The following is a 22,408-nucleotide window of genomic DNA, read 5'->3' on the forward strand; positions in this document are numbered from 1 at the left end:
GTAGGCGCCGGCGACCCGGGCGATCGCCCGCACGGCCGCCTGCGCGCCCAACCCGGCCACCTGCCCGCGCACCTCGTAGTAGGCCAGCCGATGCAGCTCCAGCACGGTGAAGACGCGGTGCTGCCAGGCCAGCCGGGAGACCACGGTGGCCGCCTGATTGCACAACAGCACCGCCGCGGCCAGCGCGTCGGCCTGGGCCGGTGCGGGTGTGAGCCGCAGTTGCACGATCGTGGGCAGGCCGTGGCGTTTGGTGGCGGAGCGGCGGATCGCCATCGCGCACCTCCTGTCACAGCGTCCTCACTCACCGCACACATTACCGAACGTGACCGACAGTTTCCATACTGTTTTCGAAAGGAAGGGTGGCGCTCCCCTCCTGACCCTGAAGGATCGGGTCTCCGCGCCACTATTCAGATGAATGATCACCTGGACGATCCCCCTGGGCGTGCGGCCCACGTTGAGCCCCGCATCGATGTGCCCGGTGAGCTGAGCTTCGACGTCACCGATGCGAACCCTGCAGGACGACGAACCCCCGGCATCCGGCGAAGAGCGGATGACCTCGGCCGTGCGGGGCGACAGATCGGGTAGCCATGCGGTACCTTGATCGACGTCGGTTGAAACGACGGCCGAGGCGCCGGTTGAGCAGGAAGGGAGCGAGGAGCGTATGACCGCCCGTTGGGTGGCCGTTGTTGTGCGCGGCATCTCCTCCTCTGTCCTTCCGGGCTGCCCGGGAGCCGGTCACTGCCGCTGAGCTCGGCCGTTCTCCGCGGGAGCCCTCTCTTCCGATGAAGGGTTCCGTTGAACACCACACCGCTCGACATCACGCCGTTCAACATCACTACGCGGGCGGAAACGCCCGAAGACGCCGCTGCCATCCGCGCGGTGAACCTGTCGGCCTTCCCCACCCCGCTGGAAGCCGACCTCGTCGAGGCGCTGCGCCTCGACCCGGCCTGGATTCCGGGCCTGTCCTGGGTGGGGGTCGCCCCTGACGGGGAGATCGTCGCCTTCGCCCTCCTCACCCGCTGCCACATCGGGCAGGCGCCCGCGCTGGCCCTCGGGCCGGTGGCCGTGTCGCAGGCCGTACAGAAGCAGGGGGCGGGCGCGGCGGTGACCCGCGCGGCGCTCCAGGCGGCCCGCGAACTGGGCGAGAGTGCCGTGGTCGTGCTCGGGCATCCCGAGTACTACCCGCGCTTCGGGTTCACGATCGCCTCCGGGCACGGCATCGGCGTGTCCTTCGACGTGCCCGATGAGGCGTTGATGGCCATGTCGCTGGACGGGAGCCCGCTGCCGGCGGGCACGATCCGGTACGCGCCGCCGTTCGGCGTGTGATCCCGCGCTGAGCCAGCGTTGAAAAGGCCCGCGCCGCCGTACCAGCTGAGCTGGTACGGCGGCGCGGGCGCCCGCGTTGGCGGGACCGGCCACGGGGAGGGCCGGACCCGGAGCGCGGGCGGGTTCCGCGGCGAGGGCCTCCCGATATTCGCCCTCGTGGCGGAGGTCGGTTACTTGCCCTCGTGGCGGTGGTCGCCGCCGCGGACGACGGTGAACTGGGCGGTGGCGGTCCGGTTGCCGACCTTGACCGTCACCGTCTTGGCGCCGAGCTTGGCCTTGGCCGGTACGGTCAGCGTCTTGGTGACCGTCCGCTGGTCGAGCGACACGCGGTAGCTCTTGCCCTCGGGGCTCGTGATCGTGGCCGCCTTACCCGCCGACGCGCCCTTGACCACGATGGTCACCCCGTAGGAGGCGCCCTGCTTGACGCGGGTCGGGTTGACCGAGACCTCGAGAGAGGCCGGGCTCCGGCGCTCCTTCAAGTAGAGGGTGGAGGCCGTGGTCTCCCGCTCGTGGGCGGTGGAGGTCGGCCGCTTGGGCCGTGCGTTGTCGTCCGTCGCGGTGGGGTGACCCGTCTTGACCGGTGCGGTGGGCTTGGTGGTCGGGGTGGTCTTCACGCCCGGGGTGACCGTCGGGGTGGTCTTCACGCCCGGCGTGACCGTGGTGACGGGCTGCGGCTGGCCGCTGTCGGCGAAGGCGCCGCCCGCGAACGGCAGGGCGACGAGGGCGGCACTGGCCAGGGTCACGGTGAGGGGCTTCAGGAAACGCACTGAGATCAACGTCCAATCCTGGATGACCCGGCCGCATCCCGATGAATTCGGCCCCCGAGAGTCATCCGCACGCCCTGAACTCTGCCGACGCCACATGAGAGATGTCTGATATGCCGCTTTGTTTTATCTATGTCGGGTTGACATAAATTTTGCGGTCGCGCCGGCGGCGAGAGTACGTCGACCATGTCGGGTCGTGGTCGATGGCCACGACCGTCCAAGTGCCCCGTGCTCTCGGGGCCGTCTGGCAGGGGTAGGCGGCGCTCCTCGACCTGTCGGGAGCCGGTGTCCAGGCGGCGATTTTCCCTTCCAGCAGGCAGGCCGCAAGATCTCCCATTTTTCGGGAGGGAGTATGAGAGGCCACGTGCTAGCGTGGCAGCTGTTGCAGTTTTGGTACCCACGAACTTTGCGCGCCTGACGGGTTCCGCCCCGAAGGCGTGTTGTTTCACCCGGTCATTTCCGGATGGGTCATTGCGGCGACATGGGATTCGTGACCTGCGAGTCCCGGCTCTGCGCCTATCAAAGGAGATCGACATGGCGACTGGCACCGTGAAGTGGTTCAACTCTGAAAAGGGCTTCGGCTTCATCCAGCAGGACGGCGGCGGCGCCGACGTCTTCGCCCACTACTCGAACATCGCCACCCAGGGCTTCCGCGAGCTGCAGGAAGGCCAGAAGGTGAGCTTCGACATCACGCAGGGCCAGAAGGGCCCGCAGGCCGAGAACATCGTTCCGGTCTGATCAACGACGTAACACCACGACGAGCCGGGGTCCGCGCATGCGGGCCCCGGCTCGCGTGTGTTCAGGCGAAGATCCCGCGTGGTTCAGAAGCGCGGGGGTTCAGGCAAAGATCCCGCGCGGTCCAGAAGCGCGGGGGTTCAGGCAAAGATCCCGCGCGGTCCAGAAGCGCGGGGGTTCAGAAGCGACGGTAGGTGATCGGGCCGTGTTGGACCGCCACCTCTCCCACCCGGACGTTCGCCCCCGGGTGCGGCGCGTGGATCATCTTGCCGTCGCCGATGTAGATCCCCACATGGTCGGGCGGGGCGCCGAAGAAGACGATGTCACCGGCCTGCGGCGGCCCTGAGATCGGGTGCCCGCTCGCCTGGTAGCCGGCCGCCGTGGTGTCGCCGATCTTGATGCCTGCCTGGTTCAGCGAGTAGTAGACGAGCCCGCTGCAGTCGAAGGCGTTCGGGCCGTTGGCGCCCCAGACGTACGGCTTGCCGAGGTGCTGCCGGGCCGCGTTGACGATGTCGGCGCCGGTGCCGCCGCCCGGCACGTACGGCACGGCCTGGGCGACCGCACCCCCAGAGCCCCCAGAGCCCCCAGAGCCCCCGGAGCCCGAAGATCCACCGGCCCCGGAAGACACGGCCACCGGGGCGGACGCGGAGGCGGGGCTGTAGGCGTTGCCGTTGCCGTTCGCACTCGCCAGTGTCGTCTTCTGCCAGTCGGGAAGTGGCGTCGGGTCCCAGTGGACCGTGTGGCCCGGCGCCGGTACGAACGTCTGGTCGCCGGGCGCCTTGATGGCGGCGAACGTCGCCTCCCGCCCGTTCCAGTGCTCGCCGATCGTCTTGACGGCCTGGTTCACGACCTTGTTGACCGAGGTGAGGTGCGTTTTCGCGTCCTCGACCGCGTCGGCTACGGGAGAGGCGAGCGCCTTGTCGAACTCCGCCTGCGTGGCGTCCGGATTGTTGGTCTTGTAGGCGCGGGCCTTGTCGAGGACGTCGCCGCAGATCCCGCGTACCTTCGAGGCGGCCGTCTCCAGCGCCTGGGCGACGTCGTCGAGAACCGTCGCGCTGTCCGTCAGTGCGTCGTGGAGCGCGCCGCCGGCCGTGGAGTAGCGGCGCATGTACTTGTCGAAGGCGTCGGCGGAGTCGCCCTGCCAGGCCGTGTTGACGCCCTTGACCGACGTGCCGAGGCGGCCGACGTACTCGCCGGTCTTGCCGCCGGCGCCGCGCCAGCGCTTGGCCACGCCGCGGACCGAGCTGGGATCGCCGCTGACGGACTTGAGGATGTTCGCGAGGCCGTCACCGCCGGGCAGGTCACCGAGCTCCACACTTCACTCCTTGATCACACGCTTGAGGCCTGGTTCGCCGTGTGGACGTTGTCGCGTACCTTCTCCAGCGCCCGCTCGACGCCCTGGAGCTTGTTCTGGACATGTCCCAGCTCGCCGGAGACCCCGGTCTCGATCTTGTCGAGGAGGGCGGCCAGCGAGGAGGAGCCGGTCAGGTCACCGAAGATCGAGGAGTCGGCGGTCTTGGCCGGATACCCGCCCGCGAGGTCGGCGAACTCCTTGGACAACCGGTTCGCCGCCGACTGGCAGTCTTCGAGCGCCTGGCGGTGCAGGTCGACCTTCGCCATCAGCGATCCTCCAGGGGTACGGGACCGACGGTGACGCGCCCATCAAACTACGCATCACCCCACAAGTAGCTGATCGTATCGGTAAGCCCCTAATTCACCGTTAAATGCCCATCATCTTCCCGGCATCGGGCGCCCAGCAGGCTGGTGGCCACGGCCTCCAGGTACGGGGCCACGGGCATGGAGCAGTGCGCGAACCCGGTCATCGTCAACATCTGCGGCGTCGGCATGGCCGAGGGCCAGATCCACTGGGACGACCTGTCGCCGAAGCAGGGATTCGGCGGCATCACGGCCATGCTCCAGGGCGGCCGCGCGATGAGCCGTTTCGCCGCTCCCCCACGTCTGATGAGCCGTTTCGCTGCCCCGTACGTCGTAGGAGTATGAGAATCTTGCGGATCGCGCTCATCGTGATCTTGGGTACCGCTCTGAGCGCCACCATGGCACCCGCCGCCTCGGCCACGCCCGTCGCCAAGAAGGTGCTGGTCGAGCTGCGCGAGCAGGGCGGCTTCGCGGGCTTCGACAACCGGGTGATCGTCTACACCAACGGTTGCGTACGCCTGAGCCGTCGTACGGGCCCGACCGTGAACAAGTGCCTCACCCGCGGCGAACAGCGCAAACTCCACCACGACCTGAAGCTCCTGCGCCTCGGCCACTCCCAGGCCAAGCCCCAGGGAGCCGACTTCCTCAAGTACACCCTCACCTACCGAGGCCACCGCGTCAGCCGCTACACCCTGACCGCCACCTGGACCCCGGTGGTACAGCGGATGGAGCGGTTTCTCGTGAAGTACTGGGCGCCGGACTGACAGATCGCCACAGATCACCTGATTCCTCGTAAGATGCGGGCATAGGCGAGGAAGGTGTAGGCGTGACCGAGCACGAGCTGCCCGCGGGGAAGGTCGACCCGACCGTTCCCAGTGTCGCCCGGATGTACGACTACTTCCTGGGTGGGAAGGACAACTTCTCCGCCGATCGCGAGGCGGCCGAGCACATCATCCGGATCAGTCTGGAGACCGGCTCCGACATCCGCGAGATCGCCCGAGCGAATCGCGGGTTCCTCATCCGGGCGGTGGAGGAGGCGGCCAAGGCGGGTGTGCGGCAGTTCCTCGACATCGGCACCGGTCTGCCTACCCAGAACAACGTGCACCAGGTCGCGCAGCGCGTCATCCCGGACGCCAAGGTCGTCTACACCGACAACGACCCGATCGTCCTGGTCCATGCCCGTGCCCTGCTCGCCGACAACCCCGACACGGTGATCGTCGAGGGCGACACGCGCGACCCGAAGGCGATCCTGGACGCCGCCGCCGCGCACCTCGACTTCAGCCAGCCGGTCGCCCTCCTCGTCGTCGCCGTGTTCCACTTCCTGGCCGACGACGAGGAGGTGGCCCGCATCGTCCAGACCCTGCGCGAGCCGCTGGCATCGGGCAGCTACCTGATCATCTCGCACGGGTACATCGAGGAGAACGAGGGCATCCCGGCCAGGCTCGCCGAGGCGCAGGACGTCTACCGGCAGACCAGCTCGGGGGCGATGACCTGGCGCGACCGCGACACCGTACGCGGCTACTTCGACGGGCTCGAACTGCTCGAACCGGGCGTCGTACCCGCGCAGGACTGGCGCAACGACGAGCAGTACATCCCGGCCAGCCTGGCGAAGGGCGGCGTCCTGGGCGGCGTCGCGCGCGTCCCGTAGCCACACATCAGCCCGCGTCCCGTAAGCGCACGTCAGCCCGCTTCCGGTAGCCGTACGTGGTCGGCGCGCGTCCCGTAACCGCACGTCCGTCAGTACGGCGGGGCTACTCCCGAGCCGGGCTCCTCGACCTCGGCCAGCGCTCGGAACAGCAGCGCCACCCCCACCGCCCCGGGATCGGCGACACCCCTGGCCCGCTCGCCCACGTAACTGGCCCGCCCGAGCCGAGCTCGCAGCCCGGCCGTGCTCCGGGCGCCATCGGCGGCGGCCGTGGCGGCGCGGGCGAAGGCTCCGGCACCGTCCGACTCCAGCGCCGCGACCGCGGGCACGAGCGCGTCGACCAGGGTGCGGTCGCCCACGTTGGCCTCGCCCACCCGCTGGATCGCGGCCAGCCCGGCGGAGGCGCCCGCGGCCCAGCTCGGCACATCACCGTCTCGCGCCCGGCCGGTCGGCACGTCACCGTCGAGCGCCCAGCCGGTCCGCTTGTCGCCGTCAAGCGCCCGCCCGGTCGGCTTGTCGCCGTCAAGCGCCCGGCCGATCTCGGTGAACAGCAGCCCGAACAGCGGCCCGCTCGTGCCCCCGACGTCGTCAAGGAACACCCGTCCCGCCACGTCGAACCCATGCCCCGCCGTACCAGCCCGGTCGAGCTCGTCGATGACGCGACGCAACCCGGAGCGCAGGTTGTCGCCGAAGTCGCCGTCCCCGCTGAGCTGGTCGAGCCGCGTCAGCTCGGCGTGGGCCGCCTCCACGTCGGCGGCGTAGCGGCGGAGTACGGGCGACGCGGTCATCGGTTCTCCTCAAGCTGGACGAAGGCGGGTGTCATGGCCGGGGCCCGCCACCAGCGGTCCCAGGCCGGGTCGAGCCGGGTGAGGGTCAGCGAGAAGCCCGCCATGTCGAGGGCGGGCACGTACGTCCCCACCAGCGAGCCGCGCACGTCCAGCCCGCGTGCCGACAGCTCGCCCGCCACCTGGTCGAAGACGCCGTACAGCTCCAGCTGGGTGGTCCCGCCGAGCCCGTTGACCAGCACCACGAGGTCGTCGGGACCCGGTGGCAGACCGGCCAGCAGCTCGTCGAGCATCCGGGTGACCAGCTCGCCGACGGGTGGCCTGGTGATCGTCTTGGCCGCCCGCTCGCCGTGGATGCCCACGCCGTACTCCAGCTCGTCGGGCCCCAGCTCGAACGAGGGGGCGCCGGTCTGCGGCGAGGTCTGGGCCCGCGCCGCCACCGCGAGGCTGCGCGAGGCGCCGGCGAACCGCGTGCCGAGTTCGGTCAGCTCGTCGAGGCCGAGCCCCTCGTCGGCGGCGGCGCCGAGGAGCTTCTCCACGATGACGGTCGCGCCGGTGCCCCGCCGTCCCGTCGCCGTCTCCGTGCTCTCGGTCGCCAGATCGTCGTCGACCAGCACCCGGCGGACCTCGATGCCGTCGTGTCGCAGGCGTTCGGCGGCGATGCCGAAGTTGATCCGGTCGCCGGTGTAGTTCTTCACGATGTGGATGACCCCGCCGGGGCCGGCGGCGGCGCGGCTGGCCGCCAGCACCTGCCGGTTGTGCGGCGAGGCGAACACCTGCCCCGGCGCCACCGCGTCGAGCATCCCCCGGCCGAGGAACCCGCCGTGCAGCGGCTCGTGCCCCGAGCCGCCGCCGGACACCAGCCCGACGGTCCGGCGCGGATCGCGGTCGCGGGCCCGCAGGAAGACCGGGTCCTCGCTCAGTTCGACGAGGTCGGCGTGCACCCGCGCGAACCCGCGCAGAGCGGGCGTCACGGGATCGCCTTCGGCGAGGAACAGGCTCATTGGATCGCCTCCTTGGCGGCGGGCACTCCACCGAGCGCCTCACGGTCGAGCTCGCCCGAGCCCAGCCGGCTGGCCGCCAGGCTGGACAGAGCCGCGATCGCGATCATATAGACCACGAGCCAAGTCCAGTGGCCACCACCGGCCGCGAGCAGCGCGGTGCCGGCCAGCGGGGCGAGCCCGCCGCCGAGCGTGGCCCCTACCTGCTGGGTGACGGACAGGCCCGTGTAGCGCACCTGAACCGGGTAGAGATTGGCGAACAGCGCCGCCTGCGCGCCGTACATGGAGCCGTGGCCGACGGCCAGGCCGAGCAGCATGGCCAGGGTCATCAGCGGCAGGCTGCCGGTCTGTACGAGCAGGAAGAACGGCACGGCGAGCAGCAGCTGGAACACCGCGCCGCCCACGTACACCTTGCGCCGGCCGATCCGGTCGGACAGCGCCCCGAACAGCGGCAGCGTGAGGCACTCGGCCAGGCACGCGATCAGCACGGCCATCAGCACCGGGCCGCGCGGCAGACCCAGCTCCGTGGTGACGTAGGCGATGGCGACCACGTAGTAGACGTTGAACAGCCCGCTCTCGGCCACCTTGGCGACGATCGACAGCAGCACCTTGCCCGTGTAGTCGGCGAACAGCTCCTTGGCCGGCAGCTTCCGCACCTCGCGCTCGGCCCGCATCTTGACGAACTCGGGGCTCTCGCTGACGCGCAGCCGGATGTAGAAGCCGACGGCGACCAGCGCGATGCTGGCCAGGAACGGCAGGCGCCAGGCCCACGACTCGTACGCGCCCGCCGGCAGGAACGCGTCCAGCGCCGTGACCAGGGCGACCGGCAGCAGTACACCGGCCGGGGTGCCGATGTGCACCAGGGAAGTGAAGAAGCCCTGGCGTCGCTTCGGGCTGTACTCCAGGGCCATCAGCACGCCGCCGCCGTACTCGCCGCCCATCCCCAGCCCCTGGATCAGCCGGATGAGCACCAGCAGCAGGGGCGCGACGATGCCGATCGACTCGTACGAGGGGATCAGGCCGATGGCGAAGGTGCCGGTGCCCATCATCAGCATCGTGGTGATGAGGATGTTCTTGCGGCCCAGCCGGTCACCGAAGTGGCCGAAGATCAGGCCGCCGAGCGGGCGCGCCAGATAGCCGACGAAGAACGTGGCGAACGCGGCCAGCGTGCCGACCAGGGGGATCTCGGCCGGGAAGAAGACCTTGTTGAAGACCAGCGCGGCCGTGGTGGCGTAGAGCGTGAAGTCGTAGTACTCCACGGTCGTGCCGAGGGCGCTGGCCCAGACGACACGTTTGACTGGCGTCCCGCTCTGCATTGGACATCCTTTCATGTCCGGGTGATAATCTAATGTATCAGACACTAGATTTAACACGGCCGCAATAGCCTGGCCACGAGGAGGATGTCGATGAGCGACCTGGACCTGCACGGGATGATCTCCACGGTGGTGACCCCGTTCGACGAGAACGACGAGGTGGACCTCGATCTCCTGCGCCAGGAGGTCAAGTACCTGCTGGAAGCCGGAGTCACCGCGATCTGCGCGTGCGGCAGCACCGGGGAGGGCCAGACACTCTCCCTGGAGGAGAGCCGGGACATCTGCCGGGTCGTGGTCGAGGAGGTCGCCGGGCGAGTGCCGGTGATCGCCGGAGTGATCCAGAATTCGACGGCCCAGGTGATCCGCTATTCGCTGGCGCTGAAGGAGGTGGGCGTCGACGCGTTGCAGATCACTCCGGTGCACTATGTCTTCGCGCCGTCAGCCGAGGAGACCGTGGCGTACTACCGCGAGATCGGGGCCGCGGTGGACCTGCCGATCGTGCTCTACAACGTGGTGCCGTGGGCCCTCGTACCCGTGGACGTGATCGAGCGGCTCGCGGCCGTTCCGCAGCTGGTGGCCATCAAGCAGAGCGGCGGCGACATGCACCTGCTGGTCGACCTGCTGGCCCGGGTACGCGACCGGTTCACCATCCTGGCGGCGCTCGACGACCTGCACTACCCGGCGTTCGTGCTCGGCGCGCACGGCGCGCTCGCGGCCATCCCGACCGTCACGCCGCGGCTCAGCGTCGAGCTGTGGAACGCCATCCAGGACGGCGACCACGGGCTCGCGCTGAAGCTGCACGAGCGTATTCTCACGGTGTGGCGGGCGATCGACGGACCCAACCTGCCGGCCACGCTCAAGGCGGCACTGGAGCTGCAGGGCCGCAACGGAGGGCGTCCCCGGAAGCCCTTCGCGCCGGCGAGCCCCGCCGAACGCGAGCGGATCGCGGTGGCCCTCCGCGCGGCTAATCTGATCGACTAGACATCACACATCTGCAGGGAGAGATCGTGCCGGGTCAGTCCGTCAAGCTCTCGAAGGGTTCGTCCCTGGTCGTGGATTCCATCGCGGACCAGCTCTACGGGATCCTGCGCGACCGCATCACCAGCGGGGTGTACGCCCCCGGCTCCCGGTTCGATCCGAACTCGGTGGCCACGGAGTTCGGCGTCTCGCGCACGCCGGTCCGCGAGGCGCTGGCCCGCCTGGAGCACGACCAGCTCATCGAGACGCGGCCTCGGTCGGGGACGTTCGTGGCCCGGCCGGACGTCACCGACGTCCACGAGGTCTGCCAGCTGCGCAAGGGCATCGAGTGGCTGGCGACCGGCATCGCCGCCGCCGTCATGCCGCTCCCCCGGATCGCGGAGCTCCGCGCCGAGGTCGTCGAAGCGCTGGCGTACGCGGAGAAGGGCGACTACGAGCCGTTCTTCGTCAGTGACACGCGCCTGCACACCGAGATCGTGGCGGCCACCGGCAACGAGCGGCTCATCCGGGTCCGCTCCTCGACGGAGCCGTTCGTGCAGTGGCTGCGCGTGCTGGGCGCCACCGGCCCGCACCGGATCGCCGGCTCCACCCGCCGCCACCTGGAGATCCTCGACGCCATGGCGGGCCGCGACGTCGCGGCGGCGCAGACGGCGGCCGCGATCCACCTGGACGAGGTCGAGGAGTGGACGGTGGCCGACATGGAGTCGCACGCCATCACCACCTGACAGGTGACGGATGACGGTCGCACGCCATCACCACCTGACGTACTTGGGTAGGGCCTGCACTACCTCGATACGCCAGTGAGCGGGAGCGATCTGGAGGGGTGGCGACTCGTAACGTTCTTGGCATGACAACGCTCCGGCACCGCATCGCCACCGACACCCGTTACGTCCTGCTGGGTTTCCCCACCGCCGTGATGTCCTTCGTCCTGGTCGTGATCGGTGTCGCGACCGGAGCGGGCAGCGCCGTCGCCTTCATCGGCCTGCCGATCCTGGCCGCGGCCGCCGCCATGGCGCGCAACTTCGCCGACGTCGAGCGGGTGCTGCTGCCCGACGTACTCGGCCGCCGCGTCGCCCGTCCCCGCTACCGCCAGGCCCCCTCGGACGCCGGCTGGTTCCGCCGCGCGATGAACCCGCTGACCAGCGGGCAGGCGGCGCTGGACATGCTGCACGCCGTCGTCGCCTTCCCCCTCGCCATCGCCACCTTCGTCGTCACCCTCGTCTGGTGGGCGGGCGCGATCGCCGGGCTGACCTTCCCGCTCTACGGGTGGATCATCGCCGGCCTGCCCGAATTCCACGGCGGGCTGCCCGAACTGCTCGGCCTCGGCAGTGACACCACCACCTTCGTGGTCTTCAACACCGTGATCGGGGTCCTGTTCGCGCTGACGCTGGTGCCGGTCGTGCGCGGCGCCGCCCTGATCAAGGCCAACCTCGCCCAGGCGCTGCTGACCCGCCCGGCGTACGACGAGCGCCCCGCGACCGTCCGGGCGCACCGGCTCGCGGCGGCCGAGTTCTGAGCCGCGTCGTACGGTCCCTGTGGATCGAGCACGGTCCGCACCGTCCCGATCCCGGTAGATTGAACACGGTCCGTATGGAGTCCCAGCTCCGGTGGATTGAACCTGGGCCAGATTCGGCCCGTACATCATGAGGACAGCTCAGGACGCTCCCACGGGCATGTCGCGGAGGTATCCGTGCCGGTGAATCGCCAGCTGTTCGTGAGTGGCCTGGCCTTGGCCATGGTCACCGCGTGCAGTGCCTCCGGGACGTCACCCCAGGCCGGTGCCTGGTCGGTGAGCGCCGGGCCCCGGGCGAGCGCCGCACCGGCGCAGCCCACCCTGACGGAGGACGGGGCCGAGTTCGTCCTCAACGGCTACCGTGAGCGACTGCAGCAGGCCAGGAAGCGGAACGGATCCGGACTGCAGGAAACGAGCGCCGGCCTGGCGTTGGAGCTCGACCGGGCCGTCTTCCGGCTCGCCAGGCTACGCGGTGACCGGCTCGGCACGCTGCCCCGCCTCACCAGCACACGTTTCGTGATCCCGAAGAACCCCGGCGGCGCCCGCTGGTTCCTGGCCGAGATCACCGAGCAGGGCAGGGACTACCGGACCCAGCTCATCCTCCAGGAGACCGCCGACGGCTGGCGTCTGGTCGCCGGATCGACCACCCCACTCCAGGCACCTGCCCTACCCATCGCCGTGGACGACGAGGGACTGGCGACCGCGGTGGCCGCCGACGACACCGAGAACCTCGCCGTCGCCCCCCGCGCCGTGGCCGCCGCGCACGCGCGCTCCCTGGCCACCAACGGCAAGGACACGGAGGCCAAGCGCCTCCTGGCCGCGGGCCCCTACACGACCCAGTCCGCCACCGCCCGGCTCGCCGACATGCGCCTCCTGCGCGGCCAGTGGGACGTACGCGACCGCACCCAGGTGGTCCCGACGATCTACGCGCTGCGCGCCTCGGGAGGAGGGGCCGTCATCTGGTACGGCGTACGGGAGCAGCAGAGCTTCACCGCCCGGCCCGACGCCGCGACACTCTCCTTCACCCGGCCGGAGCCCGCCGTGCTGAGCGGCAAGAAGGAGTTCCGCAGCCGGGTCATCCTCGTCCAGGCCACCTGGTTCGCCGCCATCGTCCCCGCCGCACCGTCGAAGAGAACACGCGTCGTCGCCGACTGGACCGCCCAGATCAGCGTCACGGGCGACTGAATGTGCTGCACCAGAGAGCCGAACTGAACAGGTAGCGGGCTGCCGAATTCGCCTCAAGCAACCTTCACGGAGTGGTCGCCGAAGTCGGCCACCACATCCGAGGTCGTTTGCGCGTCTCAGCGAGTTGGGCGCCTCGCAGCTCCGCCCGCAACTCCTCGCGGCTGGCCTCCCGAGCAGCGACCCGCTCGGTAGAGTCCCAGTCGGGGTCGATCTCGCGGATCTTGGCCTTGGCATCGGACCACTTCACGAACTCGCGTCGTTCCTCCTTGTCCTCCTCAGCGCGGAGCGCCACTCCTGTCGAAAACAGTATGGAAAGTCTCGGTCACGTTCGGTAATATGTGCGGTGGGTGATGCTGCTGTGACAGGAGGTGCGCGATGGCGATCCGCCGCTCCGCCTCCAAACGTCACGGCCTGCCCTCGATCGTGCAACTGCGGCTCACGCCCGCTTCGGCCCAGGCTGAGGCGCTGGCTGCGGCGGTGCTGTTGTGCAATGAGGCGGCCACTGTCGTCTCCCGCCTGGCCTGGCGGCACCGCGTCTTCGCGGTGGTGGAGTTGCATCGGCTGGCCTATTACGAGGTGCGTGGGCAGGTGGCCGGGTTGGGTGCGCAAGCGGCCGTGCGGGCGATCGCCCGGGTCGCCGGCGCCTATGCCAACCGGCGCGCTTCCAACTGATCGACGCTGGTGGCCCGCTCGTACTCCAACGGCGCTGGAACCTGCATCCGGACACCCCCTCGCTCGTCGTGGGCCCTCAGACGACTCCTGCGCAGCGAGGTTGTCAACGCTCACCTAAGGGAAGCCTTAACTGCCCGCGTGGGTGAGGGTCTCCCAGGCGACGAAGAGCTGGTTGGTGCCGGCGGGACGCTGCTGCTCGGTGAGCTGCTGGGTGTTCGTCATCGGGATGCCCTGGCGGTTGTGGAGCTGGTTGAAGCCGACCTCGGTGATCGGGCCGAGGCCCAGGTTCAGCTTGCCGCCGCACAACCAGGAGGGCACGGCCGCGCCGAGCTGGTACTTCGACTGGAAGCCGAGCGCCTGCCTGAGCCGCTCACCGACCTCCGGGTAGAGGTCCTGGCCCTGGATCCTGGTGGTCTCGGCGACGTGGGAGATGGCCGAGATCCCGTAGCCGGTGTGGGTGAAGTCGCGGCAGGTCTCCTGGGTGAGGCCGGTGACGAAGGTCGTCTGCCCCTGCCAGTACTTGACGAGCTCGTCACGGGTGTCGTTGCCGCTGCCGGGCGCGCCCTTGGGCAGGTCGCCGTCGGTGCTGAGGTAGACGTAGGCCGGCACCCGGCCGCGGTACTTGGTGATCGCCTTGTCGTAGCTCGTCCGGTCCTCCAGGAAGACGGAGATGCCGACGGCCGCCTCCATCATGCTCAGCTCCCAGTTGCCGTTGCTGTTGGAGCCGTTGATGACCTTCGGCAGGTAGACGGTGCGCAGCATGGTGGCGAAGCGGTCGACGTTCGGCCAGCTGGTGTAGGTGTAGCGGATGATCTCGGCCGCCCGTGGCCAGACCGAGCCGGCCCAGCCGGTCTGCAGGGGCGCGTTGCTGTTGGTGTGGTCCTTGATGACCGCGGACCAGGCGTCCATGATCTCGATGGCCTTCTTGGCGTACTTGGCGTCCCTGGTGACGTACCAGGCGAGAGACATCGTGTACGCGGCGAGCGCGTCCTGGCGCTCGTCGGTGCAGCCGTTGTTGGGGTTGGAGTAGGGGCCGCACTCGACGACGGCGCGAGGCTTGGCCGCCCGGGTGAGTGAGGCGAGCGAGTGGGCCATCATCTGGTCGTAGGCCGACTTCCACGGCTGCGCGCCCGAGTTGACCTTGGTACGCATGAAGTCGAGCTGTTCCCGGCCGAGCAGCACGCCGGGGTGGGTGAAGGTCACGGGGGCGGCGGCCGCGGGCAGTGGCAGGGCCAGAGCGGCGACCAGGGCGGCGGTGGCGATGATACGGGGGGTCATGACAGCTCATCCAACGAGCGTTACGTGGCCCGGTCAACCTTCTTAGGAAAGTTTCCTAACTTTTCCGGGGAGTAGAGTACCCGCCATGATCGACGTTCCCCTCTGGCCGGATACTCCCCCCGGCCCGGCCACCGGCGAGTCACCGAGCTTGACGCTGTACGCGGCGGACGGCCCGGCCACGGGCGCGGTGGTGGTGTGCCCCGGTGGCGGTTACTCCCGGCTGGCCGGGCACGAGGGCGCGGACGTGGCCCGCTGGCTGGTCACGCTCGGAATCGACGCCTACGTGCTGGCCTACCGGGTGGCCGGCGACGAGCCGGGGCGCGAGCCGCTGCATCCGGCTCCGCTGTACGACCTGCGCCAGGCGGTGCGCGTCGTCCGGGAGCGCGGGGCCGGGCGGGTCGCCGTCATGGGGTTCTCGGCGGGCGGCCACCTCGCCGCCACCTTCGCCACCACCAAGGACGAGGACCGCCCGGACGCCCTGATACTCGGCTATCCGGTCATCGACCTCATCGGGTGGAGCGCGCACTCGGGGTCACGCCGTCAGTTGCTCGGCCCTGACGCCACCGAGGAGCAGGCGACGGCCCTGTCCGCGCACCTCAACGTGACCGCCGAGACGCCACCGGCGTTCCTCTGGCACACGGCGGCCGACCGAGGAGTCCCGGCCGAGAACAGCCTGCTCTTTGCCTCCGCCCTCGCCCGCGTCGGAACGCCGTACGAGCTGCATGTCTTTCCCGATGGCAAGCACGGGCTGGGGCTCGCCCAGGGCGGCGACCTGGCCGCGTCCGCCTGGCCGGACCTCTGCGCCACCTGGCTCGCCGCCCAGGGCTTCGGCCCGCGCCCCTAAGTGATTGGAGGGCAAGCGATCAAGCGTAGAGGTCGTCAAGGGTGACCAGGCGCACGTCGCTCCCCGGTCCGGCCCCGAACTCCCGGGTGAATCCGGCTCCCGAATAACACGTGAGCACCGTGTCACGGGTGTCGTACCCCTTTGCTGTGAGCAGATCGCGCGCGCGGCGGAGCCGGGCCACGTGCTCGGCTCCCATGACCCTGTCCCACTTGACCTCGCCCAGCGAGAGAACCCGTCGGGGGCGTCCGTGATCCGCGGGCGCCAGAACAGCGACATCGACCTGTATCTGCGTGCGGTTGGCGGGATCGGGCACGACTCCACTCCCCACCTCACCGGCCGCGGTATCGGCATGCAGGGCGTACTCGCGGCAGAGCACCTCGACATGAGGGCCGACGACCTGCGACAGAAAGCGTGCTCTGCTGCCCCGCCACACCGTCGCCGCGTCCCCGCGCTCCAACCGCGCCCACTCCCTGACCATGATCGCCTGATAGAACGTGATGAGCGGTTCGGTCACCCGGTAGTAGCCGCGGTTCGGCCGGAAGAGATCGCGCTCTTTGACCAGGAGATGGCTGTCTTCCAGGACGCGAAGCGGGTGCGCGATCTCGTTGGATTTCCGCCCCACGTAGCCGGCGATGCCCCCTGACATCGTGTTGCCGTCGGCGACGGCGGCAAGGACGGAGTGGTAGAGCGACAGGTCGCGGATCTCCGTCTCTTCCGCCAACAGGTAGCGGGCCTCCCTGAACAACGGGACCTCGGCGTTCAACACGGATCTGATCACCCAGTCGTCGAAATCCGCCGGCCCGGCCGGGACATCGCCACGGACAAACTCGTTCCGGTAGGCCGGTGTCCCACCCACCACCGCGTGGATTTGGGCCGCCAGACGCGGGTCGCTGATCCCCCAAAAGCGGGCGGCCTGGCGGTAGTCGAAGGGCCTGATGACCATTTCCAGTCCCGCGCGTCCGCGTAGCGGAGCCGTACCGGACAACAAACCGCCCATCACTGACATCGCCGAACCGCAGAGCAGCACCCTGGCCGTGCTGGCGGCTCCGGAGCCGCCAGGACCCAACTCCCGCTGGATGATCGAGGGAAGCTCCGGGGATGCCTTGACAAGATACGGAAACTCATCAAAAACGACAGGCACCGCCCGATCGCGTACGACACCGAAGAGATAGGGGACGGCGTCGATCCAATCGCGGAAGGCCGGAACAGGCGCGCCGGTGAATCTGATCAGTTCGTCCGCGAAGAGGCGCAACGCCACCGCCTCCGTCACCTCGAGCGCGGGGAAGTAGATGCCGCCCATGCTGCTCGCCAAGGCCTGCAGGAGATAACTCTTCCCTTGGCGGCGGCGGCCGCTCACCACGCCGAGCCGAGCTCCCGGGCTCACGTCTGAAGCGAACGAGACCAGGCCCGCCCACTCTCGCTCACGGTCGAACACATGCTCGGGCTTCCGCATATATCGAAGTATACTTGACCGAACTATAGTTGACTCAAATGTACTTCACTGGACACGGCAGTTCCGAGCTGGCTGAGCTCAATCGACGTGGGAATGTCTCTGCTCTAGGTAGTCGTTGAGCTGCCGCCACTGAGTCGGATGAATGTCCAGCGTGTGCAACTCGCCCGGCTCGACCCACCGCACGTCGCTCGCCTCATCGTTGGCCTCGGGCCGACCGCCGACCGGACGAGCGATCAGCATGACCTCGTACTCCTGGCGAACCTCCCCGTCCGCGTAGGCCACGATGTGGCCGGGGTCGGAGTAGATCCCGAGAATGCCGACCGGCTCGACACGAACACCGGTCTCCTCCTCGGTCTCCCGCACGGCGCACTGCGAGGGCGTCTCGCCGATCTCCATCTTGCCCATCGGCAACGCCCATTGGCCGGTGTCCCGTCGGCACTGCATGAGGATGCGACCCGCGTCGTCCACAGTGACCGTCCCGCAGGCCGGCACCAGGCTGTTCGCCTTCGGGGCGTTCGGGTCATTCCAGTACTCGACTCGTCCCATGTGGGATGCCTCTCAGATCTCCGTGCCGGACCGCGGAACGGCTCCGGCCCAGACTCGCTCTCAGGTGACTTGATCTCCGTTGAGGACGTGCATCATCCACTCCAGCGATCCCGTGCTGAGCACCTCGTCCGCGAGGCGCTTAGCGGACGCCGTCCGCAGCGCGGCGAGCGAGCTGTCGATCCACGGTTGGACGTTCTGGTGGCCCTGCTCGCGGTATTCGACGGCCTGGATCAGGCATTCGAGCTTGTCGGCGTCGCGGGCGCAGACGGCTTCGAGGCTGCTCTTCTCCTCGTACTCACCGACCGCGCCGCCCACCATCTCCGCGACCGGCTCCGGAACGCCGCGTACCTGGTCGGCGGTGACCTCCTCGTTCGGCGCCGCTTTCAGATAACGCTTGCCGATGTAGGGGATGTCGGTGACGCGGGTCTCCTGGGTGTCGTGGAACAGGCTCAGGAACGCCGCACGCTCAGGATTGCCACCTTCCAGGGCCGTGATCACACTCGCGATGATCGCCGTTCGGAAGGAGTGATCGGCGATGCTCTCGGGATCCCGTACTCCCGCGACCAGCCAGCCCGTGCGCTTGTAACGCTTGAGCAGTCCGATCTCGTACAGCAGGCCCGTCAGCCTCGACAGTTCCTCCGCCATGGGAGTCCCCTCTCACCCTCGGTGGATCATGCGCAGAGCGTAGATGGCCGCCTCCAGTTCGCGCTGGGACTGCGGTGACGCGATGGCCTCGTCCAGCGTACGGATTGGCGAGGTGATCACTTCAGGGCGGTCACATCCACGGACGTGACCGAAGGCGGGAGCACTGGCCCACATCTCGCATGCCTGGGAAGATAGGTTGGTCGGTATGACCGCTCAGCCTGTGGAGCCCGTTGCGCCTCGTGATCCAGGTGAGGATCCGGCCGCGATTTTCGAGGTGCTTCCGCCGTCGCACCGTACCCGGTTCCGGGCGGAGTACCACGAGGCTTTGGAGGCCGCGCACGACTTGGCCCGCTTCAAGCAGGTGCAGACGCTGTTGCGTCAGTGGCGCCTGCGTGCGATCGCTTACGCCCGTCCGGGCTACGAGGAGGCCGTCCGGGACGCTCTCCAGAACCGTACGGAGATGTTCACTCGCTACACCCCGCCGGAGTGGGCCTGTACCGGCCCGAAGTCACCATTTGTGGGCTTGCGAGCCTCGGCGTAGTGCGCGGGATCGGCCTTGATTCTGGCAGTGGCCCGCCAGCCCGCGATGACCTCCCGGGTGGTGGCATCGACATCCAGCTCGGCCGCGTCGGAAAGCGCTTCAACCAGTTCCAGAGTGAAGGCACGCAGTTCGTCCGAGGACAGGTGGCGAACCCACGGGAAGACCTCCGGCATGGCTATGACCAGCGCACGCGCGGTGGGATCATGCTTGATCAAGGCAAGGAACAGCCGGGACGCGGTAGCCAGCGTCCGCTCACGCTCCTCCTCACGGTCCGCCGCAGTCAGGTAGAAGTCCGGAGCATCCCGATGCGTGACACGCACACGTCCCAGGCGTGCCGCACGCTCGGCAACCGCTCGGGGATTTCTCGACAAGTCAGAAAATGTCACTGCGTCGGCATGGCTGGTGCTCACGCCATGAGCGTATGTCAGAACACGTTCTGATGCGAGCGATCCGACCGACCCCTACGCCAGAACGCCCGGTCGAGCGGCCGTCCCACGTACCGGACAGACCGCCTTCGCTATCCGACGGAGCGATCAGCTCGACATTGCGCAGGCTAGCCCGCTTGGCCCCATCGCTTCGGCGCAGACCGCCGACGACCCTGGAGCGGCAAAGTCGACAGCCACGACATCGTCCCCGACTCCGAGCCCGTCCACGCAGGCAGATAAGGATGCTGCCCGAATCCGAGCGGCCAACGCCTCCATTCGCGAGGACACCAGCGCCGGAAGGAATTCCTCCTCACCGGCCAAGGTCACCTCGTCCCGCCCCTGCGAGGAGGTGAAGAAGCAGCTGAGCAGTCTGCGGGCCAAGGGCGTGGACAAGGTCATGTGCACCCGCCCGCCCAAGCTGAAGCTCGCCGTAGAGGAGCCTCCGGGCGGCGTGCCCCCGGGCGTGCCCAGCTGGTGCAAGGACGAGACCGCTGGATGGTACGGCCAGACCCGTTTCAACCAGTGCTTCTGGCAGATCGACAGTGTTGTATGGATCGTCGTCAACACCGGTGAGGTCGTCGGCGGCATGGACTTCACCCACTACGTCGACGTTGTCAGCGTGTGGAACGAGGGCGCGCTCATCTACGGCGAGCACATCTATCCACACAACGAGTGGGGCGAATGGGTGCCCACTACGCAGATCAGTTTCGGCGGACACTGCAACCCCGACTGTACGCAAGTGGCCGCCAGCGGCCCCAAGCCGCTGCAGCTTCGCACGTGGCTGCAGTTCAACGCGACTCTCAAGGTCAACGTTCCCACCCTTACGAAGGAGAACATCAGCCTCGACTCACAGCTCACCTGGGCCACCCCCAACAGCGGCGACTTCGACAAGGCCGAGTACGTCACTGACGGCCCCATCGATCTGCGCTGCGACAACGGCCTGCTCAAGGGCAAGGACACCATGGGCTGTGTCTTCTCCGACACCTGGCCTACTCTTACCTACAAGCGCAGCGAGGTCGAGGATATCGCCGGCCACATCAGCCGCGCCCAGGCAAGGGGCAACCCTGGCGCGGTGGGCGACGTTCCACTCACCCGCATGTACAACGACGACGATGCGGAGCAGAATCGCACCGATGCGTGCAGCTTCCTCACCGGTTCGCCCCCGGCCGGGGCAAACTGTGACGAGTATCCGATGGCACACACCTATCAGGGCGCGTACACCGGCGGCGGCGACTACCCCGACGACTTCTCTGTCGAATGGGTGGACGCCACCCAGAACAGCAAGGCTGGCGGCCTCTATAGTGACTTCGCTGCTCAGCAACGGCTGCTGAATAGGGACGCATTCTTTGTCTTTCCCGACATGAATCACTAACCCAGAAAGAGCCTCCTCCCCATGACCGGCGCACCTTCGCCCCATCGGGCAGAAGTCAGGCTGTCTTACCACCAGATCCAGCTTCTGGACTCGACCGAGCTGGGCCCAGAGTTTCCGGCAAGGTTCGACAACGGCCTGATCGCGGTGGACGATGAGCCGGACGGTGCGACGATCCTTACTGGCATCGCACAGGGTGTCGTAGAGGTCGAGGTGCAGCTGACCGAGGGGCCTCCACCTCTCGACCTTGACAGCTGGGAGGAGATCGTCGAGGTCTCCATCGAATCCACTAGCGGATCACTGGTCGTTTGCGGGCTCGATGGGGATCTCCCCCACCTACCGAACCTTGCCTGGCAGGGGGCGGGCTTCTACCGGCTACGGGTGCACGCGCGAGGGCGAGACACCAAGCCGGACGGCGTGGCCAGCACCCCGGTCGAGCAGTACCTGATCACCTCATGGCGGGCGGAACCCCAGCCGGACATGCCCTTCAAGTACGCTGACATGTTCGGCGTGGAGGTCCGCCAACGCAGATAGGCACCTAGTTAGTCGGCGTAGGCCCGTAGCGCCGCCAGGACGACCTGTGCGGTACTGGCGTTGCCGTCGCGGGCTCGGATGTGCCCGAGCAGGGCGTTCACCTGGTCGTGCTCAGCGGCGGTCAACGTGATGAGCAGGTCGGCCGTCATGCCACCTTCGGGCGGGGCGGCGGGGAGTCGTCGTCCTCGCCCAGGTCGTCCTCATCTTCCTCGTCGTCAAGGTCGGTGCGCGGCCGCGACCGCGACCGCTCCTCCCGGCCGTCGTCGTCCGCCTGGGCGGCACGTGGGCTGGCTGGCGCATCGCCGACGATTGCGATACCGCTATCGAGGTCGGCGAGCAAGTCGTTCAGGTCGTCGTCGGACCAGCCGGTGCCGTCGAGGCCGCGCAGCAGCTCGGAAAGGACCCGGTCGTCATACCCTCCGAACTCAGCGGTGCGATTGTCCGCGAGCATGATCCGGGTTGCCGCGTCGTCGTCAACGTCGATGACCAGGGCAGGCACCTGCTCCAGGCCGTTGGCCTTCGCTCCGTGCCAGCGGTGCTCACCGACGATGATCCGCATCCGCGGCTGCTGGACCAGGACCGTGCCGTAGAAGCCTTCTTCGCGATCGACTCGGCGATCACATCCACGTCGCCCTGGTGGGGGTTGTCAGGGTGCGGCTCAAGGTCGCCGACCGGCACCATGCGGTAGGTCTGGGAAACGATGGCGGGCAAGACACCTCCGGAACGAGGAAAGGATGGGTTGAACAAGTGGTGCCGGACGCAGCTCGGCGGTCTCGCTGGGCTGAGCGGCCGCCGCGTCGCGACGTTTCGCGACCTGGAGTTCTGCACGATGCTACTGAGCTGAGCGTCACGGAAGCGGCCCAGCGAGGGGTTGCCCGCCTGGTGGCTGATGCGGAGCAGGGGACCGACCTGGTGGTCACCCGTCGACATCAGCCGGTGGCGGCCGTGGTGAGCATCCGACGGCTCAACGAGTTGGAGGAGGCGGCGGCCGATCTGCGTGATTTGGCGCTTGTACTTGCCCGGTCGGTCGCGGATACGGGAGACGGTTCCAGATTGGCTTGCGGGCCGGTTGATCTACACGGTGGAGATGGCCCGTGAGGACGTTGCCGCTCTTGGTCTCCAAGAGGCCGTCGACCTGTGGGCTGACTACCGGTCGAAGCCAAGTTAGCTCGCACATCTATTGCCTGAGGCGGAGCACTG

General features: G+C 68.4%; 29 protein-coding genes and 1 pseudogene. 15 read left to right on the forward strand and 15 right to left on the reverse strand.

Features of this window, described 5'->3' with window-relative positions; genetic code table 11:
- Positions 1-273: pseudogene (locus ACIBO2_RS16490) on the reverse strand (hypothetical protein); the annotation flags it as partial.
- 522 nt (positions 274-795) lie between these two features.
- On the opposite strand from ACIBO2_RS16490, the gene ACIBO2_RS16495 reads away from it, so the two are divergent.
- The gene (locus tag ACIBO2_RS16495; protein WP_358533105.1) at positions 796-1,326 is read left to right on the forward strand and encodes an N-acetyltransferase; all 531 of its coding nucleotides are present in this window, start codon (positions 796-798) and stop codon (positions 1,324-1,326) included.
- A gap of 170 nt (positions 1,327-1,496) precedes the next feature.
- Here the strand turns inward: ACIBO2_RS16495 and ACIBO2_RS16500 are convergent, their stop codons facing one another.
- Positions 1,497-2,102, reverse strand: coding sequence for a hypothetical protein (locus ACIBO2_RS16500; protein WP_397297681.1), 606 nt, complete (start codon positions 2,100-2,102; stop codon positions 1,497-1,499).
- Positions 2,103-2,624: 522 nt separating this feature from the next.
- On the opposite strand from ACIBO2_RS16500, the gene ACIBO2_RS16505 reads away from it, so the two are divergent.
- Positions 2,625-2,828 (forward strand): cold-shock protein, encoded by a 204-nt coding sequence (locus tag ACIBO2_RS16505; RefSeq protein WP_219533118.1) that lies wholly within the window; start codon positions 2,625-2,627, stop codon positions 2,826-2,828.
- 175 nt (positions 2,829-3,003) lie between these two features.
- Here ACIBO2_RS16505 and ACIBO2_RS16510 read toward each other — a convergent pair whose 3' ends face one another.
- On the reverse strand, positions 3,004-4,140 hold the full coding sequence (locus ACIBO2_RS16510; protein ID WP_397297683.1) for an NlpC/P60 family protein: 1,137 nt from the start codon (positions 4,138-4,140) through the stop codon (positions 3,004-3,006).
- A gap of 14 nt (positions 4,141-4,154) precedes the next feature.
- A complete protein-coding gene (locus tag ACIBO2_RS16515; RefSeq protein WP_397297685.1) occupies positions 4,155-4,445 on the reverse strand; it encodes a hypothetical protein in 291 nt (96 codons plus the stop codon).
- A gap of 144 nt (positions 4,446-4,589) precedes the next feature.
- Between ACIBO2_RS16515 and ACIBO2_RS16520 the strand changes: the two genes are divergently transcribed.
- From ACIBO2_RS16520 to ACIBO2_RS16530, 3 genes are all read left to right on the forward strand, one after another.
- Positions 4,590-4,826 (forward strand): hypothetical protein, encoded by a 237-nt coding sequence (locus ACIBO2_RS16520; protein ID WP_397297687.1) that lies wholly within the window; start codon positions 4,590-4,592, stop codon positions 4,824-4,826.
- Complete coding sequence (locus ACIBO2_RS16525; protein WP_397297689.1) at positions 4,823-5,245, forward strand: hypothetical protein; 423 nt, start codon at positions 4,823-4,825, stop codon at positions 5,243-5,245. Before ACIBO2_RS16520 ends, ACIBO2_RS16525 begins: the two co-directional genes overlap by 4 nt.
- A 62-nt stretch (positions 5,246-5,307) precedes the next feature.
- Positions 5,308-6,129 (forward strand): SAM-dependent methyltransferase, encoded by an 822-nt coding sequence (locus ACIBO2_RS16530; RefSeq protein ID WP_358533118.1) that lies wholly within the window; start codon positions 5,308-5,310, stop codon positions 6,127-6,129.
- Positions 6,130-6,218: 89 nt separating this feature from the next.
- Here ACIBO2_RS16530 and ACIBO2_RS16535 read toward each other — a convergent pair whose 3' ends face one another.
- The 3 genes from ACIBO2_RS16535 to ACIBO2_RS16545 are packed head-to-tail and all read right to left on the reverse strand — an operon-like array spanning position 6,219 to position 9,228.
- Positions 6,219-6,914 (reverse strand): DAK2 domain-containing protein, encoded by a 696-nt coding sequence (locus tag ACIBO2_RS16535; RefSeq protein ID WP_358533121.1) that lies wholly within the window; start codon positions 6,912-6,914, stop codon positions 6,219-6,221.
- On the reverse strand, positions 6,911-7,915 hold the full coding sequence (locus ACIBO2_RS16540; RefSeq protein ID WP_358533123.1) for a dihydroxyacetone kinase subunit DhaK: 1,005 nt from the start codon (positions 7,913-7,915) through the stop codon (positions 6,911-6,913). Before ACIBO2_RS16540 ends, ACIBO2_RS16535 begins: the two co-directional genes overlap by 4 nt.
- Positions 7,912-9,228 carry an MFS transporter gene (locus tag ACIBO2_RS16545; protein WP_358533125.1) on the reverse strand — a complete coding sequence of 439 codons (1,317 nt, stop codon included), beginning with the start codon at positions 9,226-9,228 and terminating at the stop codon, positions 7,912-7,914. The genes ACIBO2_RS16540 and ACIBO2_RS16545 overlap by 4 nt, the downstream gene beginning before the upstream one ends.
- 90 nt (positions 9,229-9,318) lie before the next feature.
- On the opposite strand from ACIBO2_RS16545, the gene ACIBO2_RS16550 reads away from it, so the two are divergent.
- From ACIBO2_RS16550 to ACIBO2_RS16565, 4 genes are all read left to right on the forward strand, one after another.
- Positions 9,319-10,206: a dihydrodipicolinate synthase family protein gene (locus tag ACIBO2_RS16550; RefSeq protein ID WP_358533128.1), complete on the forward strand. Its 888-nt coding sequence runs from the start codon at positions 9,319-9,321 to the stop codon at positions 10,204-10,206.
- Between the two features lie 26 nt (positions 10,207-10,232).
- Positions 10,233-10,928: a GntR family transcriptional regulator gene (locus ACIBO2_RS16555; RefSeq protein ID WP_358533131.1), complete on the forward strand. Its 696-nt coding sequence runs from the start codon at positions 10,233-10,235 to the stop codon at positions 10,926-10,928.
- Positions 10,929-11,050: 122 nt separating this feature from the next.
- Entirely contained in the window at positions 11,051-11,719 is a 669-nt protein-coding gene (locus ACIBO2_RS16560; RefSeq protein WP_358533134.1) for a sensor domain-containing protein, read from the forward strand.
- Positions 11,720-11,893: 174 nt separating this feature from the next.
- Complete coding sequence (locus ACIBO2_RS16565) at positions 11,894-12,901, forward strand: hypothetical protein (protein WP_397297693.1); 1,008 nt, start codon at positions 11,894-11,896, stop codon at positions 12,899-12,901.
- 64 nt (positions 12,902-12,965) lie between these two features.
- Here the strand turns inward: ACIBO2_RS16565 and ACIBO2_RS16570 are convergent, their stop codons facing one another.
- Complete coding sequence (locus tag ACIBO2_RS16570) at positions 12,966-13,193, reverse strand: hypothetical protein (RefSeq protein WP_397297695.1); 228 nt, start codon at positions 13,191-13,193, stop codon at positions 12,966-12,968.
- Between the two features lie 83 nt (positions 13,194-13,276).
- Here ACIBO2_RS16570 and ACIBO2_RS16575 point away from each other — a divergent pair, with 83 nt between their 5' ends.
- Entirely contained in the window at positions 13,277-13,573 is a 297-nt protein-coding gene (locus ACIBO2_RS16575) for a hypothetical protein (protein WP_397297697.1), read from the forward strand.
- A 126-nt stretch (positions 13,574-13,699) separates the two neighbouring features.
- Here ACIBO2_RS16575 and ACIBO2_RS16580 read toward each other — a convergent pair whose 3' ends face one another.
- Positions 13,700-14,851, reverse strand: a complete 1,152-nt coding sequence (locus tag ACIBO2_RS16580) for an alginate lyase family protein (RefSeq protein WP_397297699.1) — start codon at positions 14,849-14,851, stop codon at positions 13,700-13,702.
- Positions 14,852-14,936: 85 nt separating this feature from the next.
- Here ACIBO2_RS16580 and ACIBO2_RS16585 point away from each other — a divergent pair, with 85 nt between their 5' ends.
- Complete coding sequence (locus ACIBO2_RS16585) at positions 14,937-15,695, forward strand: alpha/beta hydrolase (RefSeq protein WP_397297701.1); 759 nt, start codon at positions 14,937-14,939, stop codon at positions 15,693-15,695.
- Positions 15,696-15,714: 19 nt separating this feature from the next.
- Here the strand turns inward: ACIBO2_RS16585 and ACIBO2_RS16590 are convergent, their stop codons facing one another.
- The 3 genes from ACIBO2_RS16590 to ACIBO2_RS16600 form a co-directional block, all read right to left on the reverse strand.
- Positions 15,715-17,148: an ATP-binding protein gene (locus ACIBO2_RS16590; protein WP_397297703.1), complete on the reverse strand. Its 1,434-nt coding sequence runs from the start codon at positions 17,146-17,148 to the stop codon at positions 15,715-15,717.
- Positions 17,149-17,226: 78 nt separating this feature from the next.
- Entirely contained in the window at positions 17,227-17,694 is a 468-nt protein-coding gene (locus tag ACIBO2_RS16595) for an NUDIX domain-containing protein (RefSeq protein ID WP_358533180.1), read from the reverse strand.
- A 60-nt stretch (positions 17,695-17,754) separates the two neighbouring features.
- Complete coding sequence (locus ACIBO2_RS16600; protein ID WP_358533183.1) at positions 17,755-18,339, reverse strand: HD domain-containing protein; 585 nt, start codon at positions 18,337-18,339, stop codon at positions 17,755-17,757.
- A gap of 205 nt (positions 18,340-18,544) precedes the next feature.
- Here ACIBO2_RS16600 and ACIBO2_RS16605 point away from each other — a divergent pair, with 205 nt between their 5' ends.
- Positions 18,545-18,880: a DUF6247 family protein gene (locus ACIBO2_RS16605; RefSeq protein WP_358533186.1), complete on the forward strand. Its 336-nt coding sequence runs from the start codon at positions 18,545-18,547 to the stop codon at positions 18,878-18,880.
- On the opposite strand, the gene ACIBO2_RS16610 is transcribed toward ACIBO2_RS16605, so the two are convergent.
- On the reverse strand, positions 18,811-19,290 hold the full coding sequence (locus tag ACIBO2_RS16610) for a hypothetical protein (protein WP_358533189.1): 480 nt from the start codon (positions 19,288-19,290) through the stop codon (positions 18,811-18,813). The genes ACIBO2_RS16605 and ACIBO2_RS16610 overlap by 70 nt on opposite strands.
- Before the next feature lie 364 nt (positions 19,291-19,654).
- Here ACIBO2_RS16610 and ACIBO2_RS16615 point away from each other — a divergent pair, with 364 nt between their 5' ends.
- Positions 19,655-20,677 (forward strand): hypothetical protein, encoded by a 1,023-nt coding sequence (locus ACIBO2_RS16615; RefSeq protein WP_397297706.1) that lies wholly within the window; start codon positions 19,655-19,657, stop codon positions 20,675-20,677.
- A 21-nt stretch (positions 20,678-20,698) separates the two neighbouring features.
- Positions 20,699-21,208, forward strand: a complete 510-nt coding sequence (locus ACIBO2_RS16620; protein ID WP_397297708.1) for a hypothetical protein — start codon at positions 20,699-20,701, stop codon at positions 21,206-21,208.
- A gap of 8 nt (positions 21,209-21,216) precedes the next feature.
- On the opposite strand, the gene ACIBO2_RS16625 is transcribed toward ACIBO2_RS16620, so the two are convergent.
- Together ACIBO2_RS16625 and ACIBO2_RS16630 are read right to left on the reverse strand one after the other, a co-directional pair.
- Positions 21,217-21,357, reverse strand: a complete 141-nt coding sequence (locus tag ACIBO2_RS16625; protein WP_358533196.1) for a hypothetical protein — start codon at positions 21,355-21,357, stop codon at positions 21,217-21,219.
- The gene (locus ACIBO2_RS16630) at positions 21,354-21,785 is read right to left on the reverse strand and encodes a ParB N-terminal domain-containing protein (protein WP_397298567.1); all 432 of its coding nucleotides are present in this window, start codon (positions 21,783-21,785) and stop codon (positions 21,354-21,356) included. The genes ACIBO2_RS16625 and ACIBO2_RS16630 overlap by 4 nt, the downstream gene beginning before the upstream one ends.
- A gap of 173 nt (positions 21,786-21,958) precedes the next feature.
- Here ACIBO2_RS16630 and ACIBO2_RS16635 point away from each other — a divergent pair, with 173 nt between their 5' ends.
- The gene (locus ACIBO2_RS16635; RefSeq protein ID WP_358534802.1) at positions 21,959-22,306 is read left to right on the forward strand and encodes a type II toxin-antitoxin system prevent-host-death family antitoxin; all 348 of its coding nucleotides are present in this window, start codon (positions 21,959-21,961) and stop codon (positions 22,304-22,306) included.
- The last annotated feature ends 102 nt before the right edge of the window (positions 22,307-22,408 follow it).

It is taken from the genome of Nonomuraea sp. NPDC050022 (assembly GCF_044460705.1).
Lineage (GTDB): Bacteria > Actinomycetota > Actinomycetes > Streptosporangiales > Streptosporangiaceae > Nonomuraea.

Excerpts from the sequence above, each read along its gene's own strand:
- ACIBO2_RS16505 (WP_219533118.1), top strand. The coding sequence starts at position 2,625 with ATGGCGACTGGCACCGTGAAGTGGTTCAACTCTGAAAAGGGCTTCGGC.
- ACIBO2_RS16515 (WP_397297685.1), bottom strand. The coding sequence starts at position 4,445 with ATGGCGAAGGTCGACCTGCACCGCCAGGCGCTCGAAGACTGCCAGTCG.
- ACIBO2_RS16525 (WP_397297689.1), top strand. The coding sequence starts at position 4,823 with ATGAGAATCTTGCGGATCGCGCTCATCGTGATCTTGGGTACCGCTCTG.
- ACIBO2_RS16535 (WP_358533121.1), bottom strand. The coding sequence starts at position 6,914 with ATGACCGCGTCGCCCGTACTCCGCCGCTACGCCGCCGACGTGGAGGCG.
- ACIBO2_RS16540 (WP_358533123.1), bottom strand. The coding sequence starts at position 7,915 with ATGAGCCTGTTCCTCGCCGAAGGCGATCCCGTGACGCCCGCTCTGCGC.
- ACIBO2_RS16545 (WP_358533125.1), bottom strand. The coding sequence starts at position 9,228 with ATGCAGAGCGGGACGCCAGTCAAACGTGTCGTCTGGGCCAGCGCCCTC.
- ACIBO2_RS16550 (WP_358533128.1), top strand. The coding sequence starts at position 9,319 with ATGAGCGACCTGGACCTGCACGGGATGATCTCCACGGTGGTGACCCCG.
- ACIBO2_RS16560 (WP_358533134.1), top strand. The coding sequence starts at position 11,051 with ATGACAACGCTCCGGCACCGCATCGCCACCGACACCCGTTACGTCCTG.
- ACIBO2_RS16575 (WP_397297697.1), top strand. The coding sequence starts at position 13,277 with ATGGCGATCCGCCGCTCCGCCTCCAAACGTCACGGCCTGCCCTCGATC.
- ACIBO2_RS16580 (WP_397297699.1), bottom strand. The coding sequence starts at position 14,851 with ATGACCCCCCGTATCATCGCCACCGCCGCCCTGGTCGCCGCTCTGGCC.
- ACIBO2_RS16585 (WP_397297701.1), top strand. The coding sequence starts at position 14,937 with ATGATCGACGTTCCCCTCTGGCCGGATACTCCCCCCGGCCCGGCCACC.
- ACIBO2_RS16590 (WP_397297703.1), bottom strand. The coding sequence starts at position 17,148 with ATGCGGAAGCCCGAGCATGTGTTCGACCGTGAGCGAGAGTGGGCGGGC.
- ACIBO2_RS16595 (WP_358533180.1), bottom strand. The coding sequence starts at position 17,694 with ATGGGACGAGTCGAGTACTGGAATGACCCGAACGCCCCGAAGGCGAAC.
- ACIBO2_RS16600 (WP_358533183.1), bottom strand. The coding sequence starts at position 18,339 with ATGGCGGAGGAACTGTCGAGGCTGACGGGCCTGCTGTACGAGATCGGA.
- ACIBO2_RS16605 (WP_358533186.1), top strand. The coding sequence starts at position 18,545 with ATGACCGCTCAGCCTGTGGAGCCCGTTGCGCCTCGTGATCCAGGTGAG.
- ACIBO2_RS16620 (WP_397297708.1), top strand. The coding sequence starts at position 20,699 with ATGACCGGCGCACCTTCGCCCCATCGGGCAGAAGTCAGGCTGTCTTAC.
- ACIBO2_RS16625 (WP_358533196.1), bottom strand. The coding sequence starts at position 21,357 with ATGACGGCCGACCTGCTCATCACGTTGACCGCCGCTGAGCACGACCAG.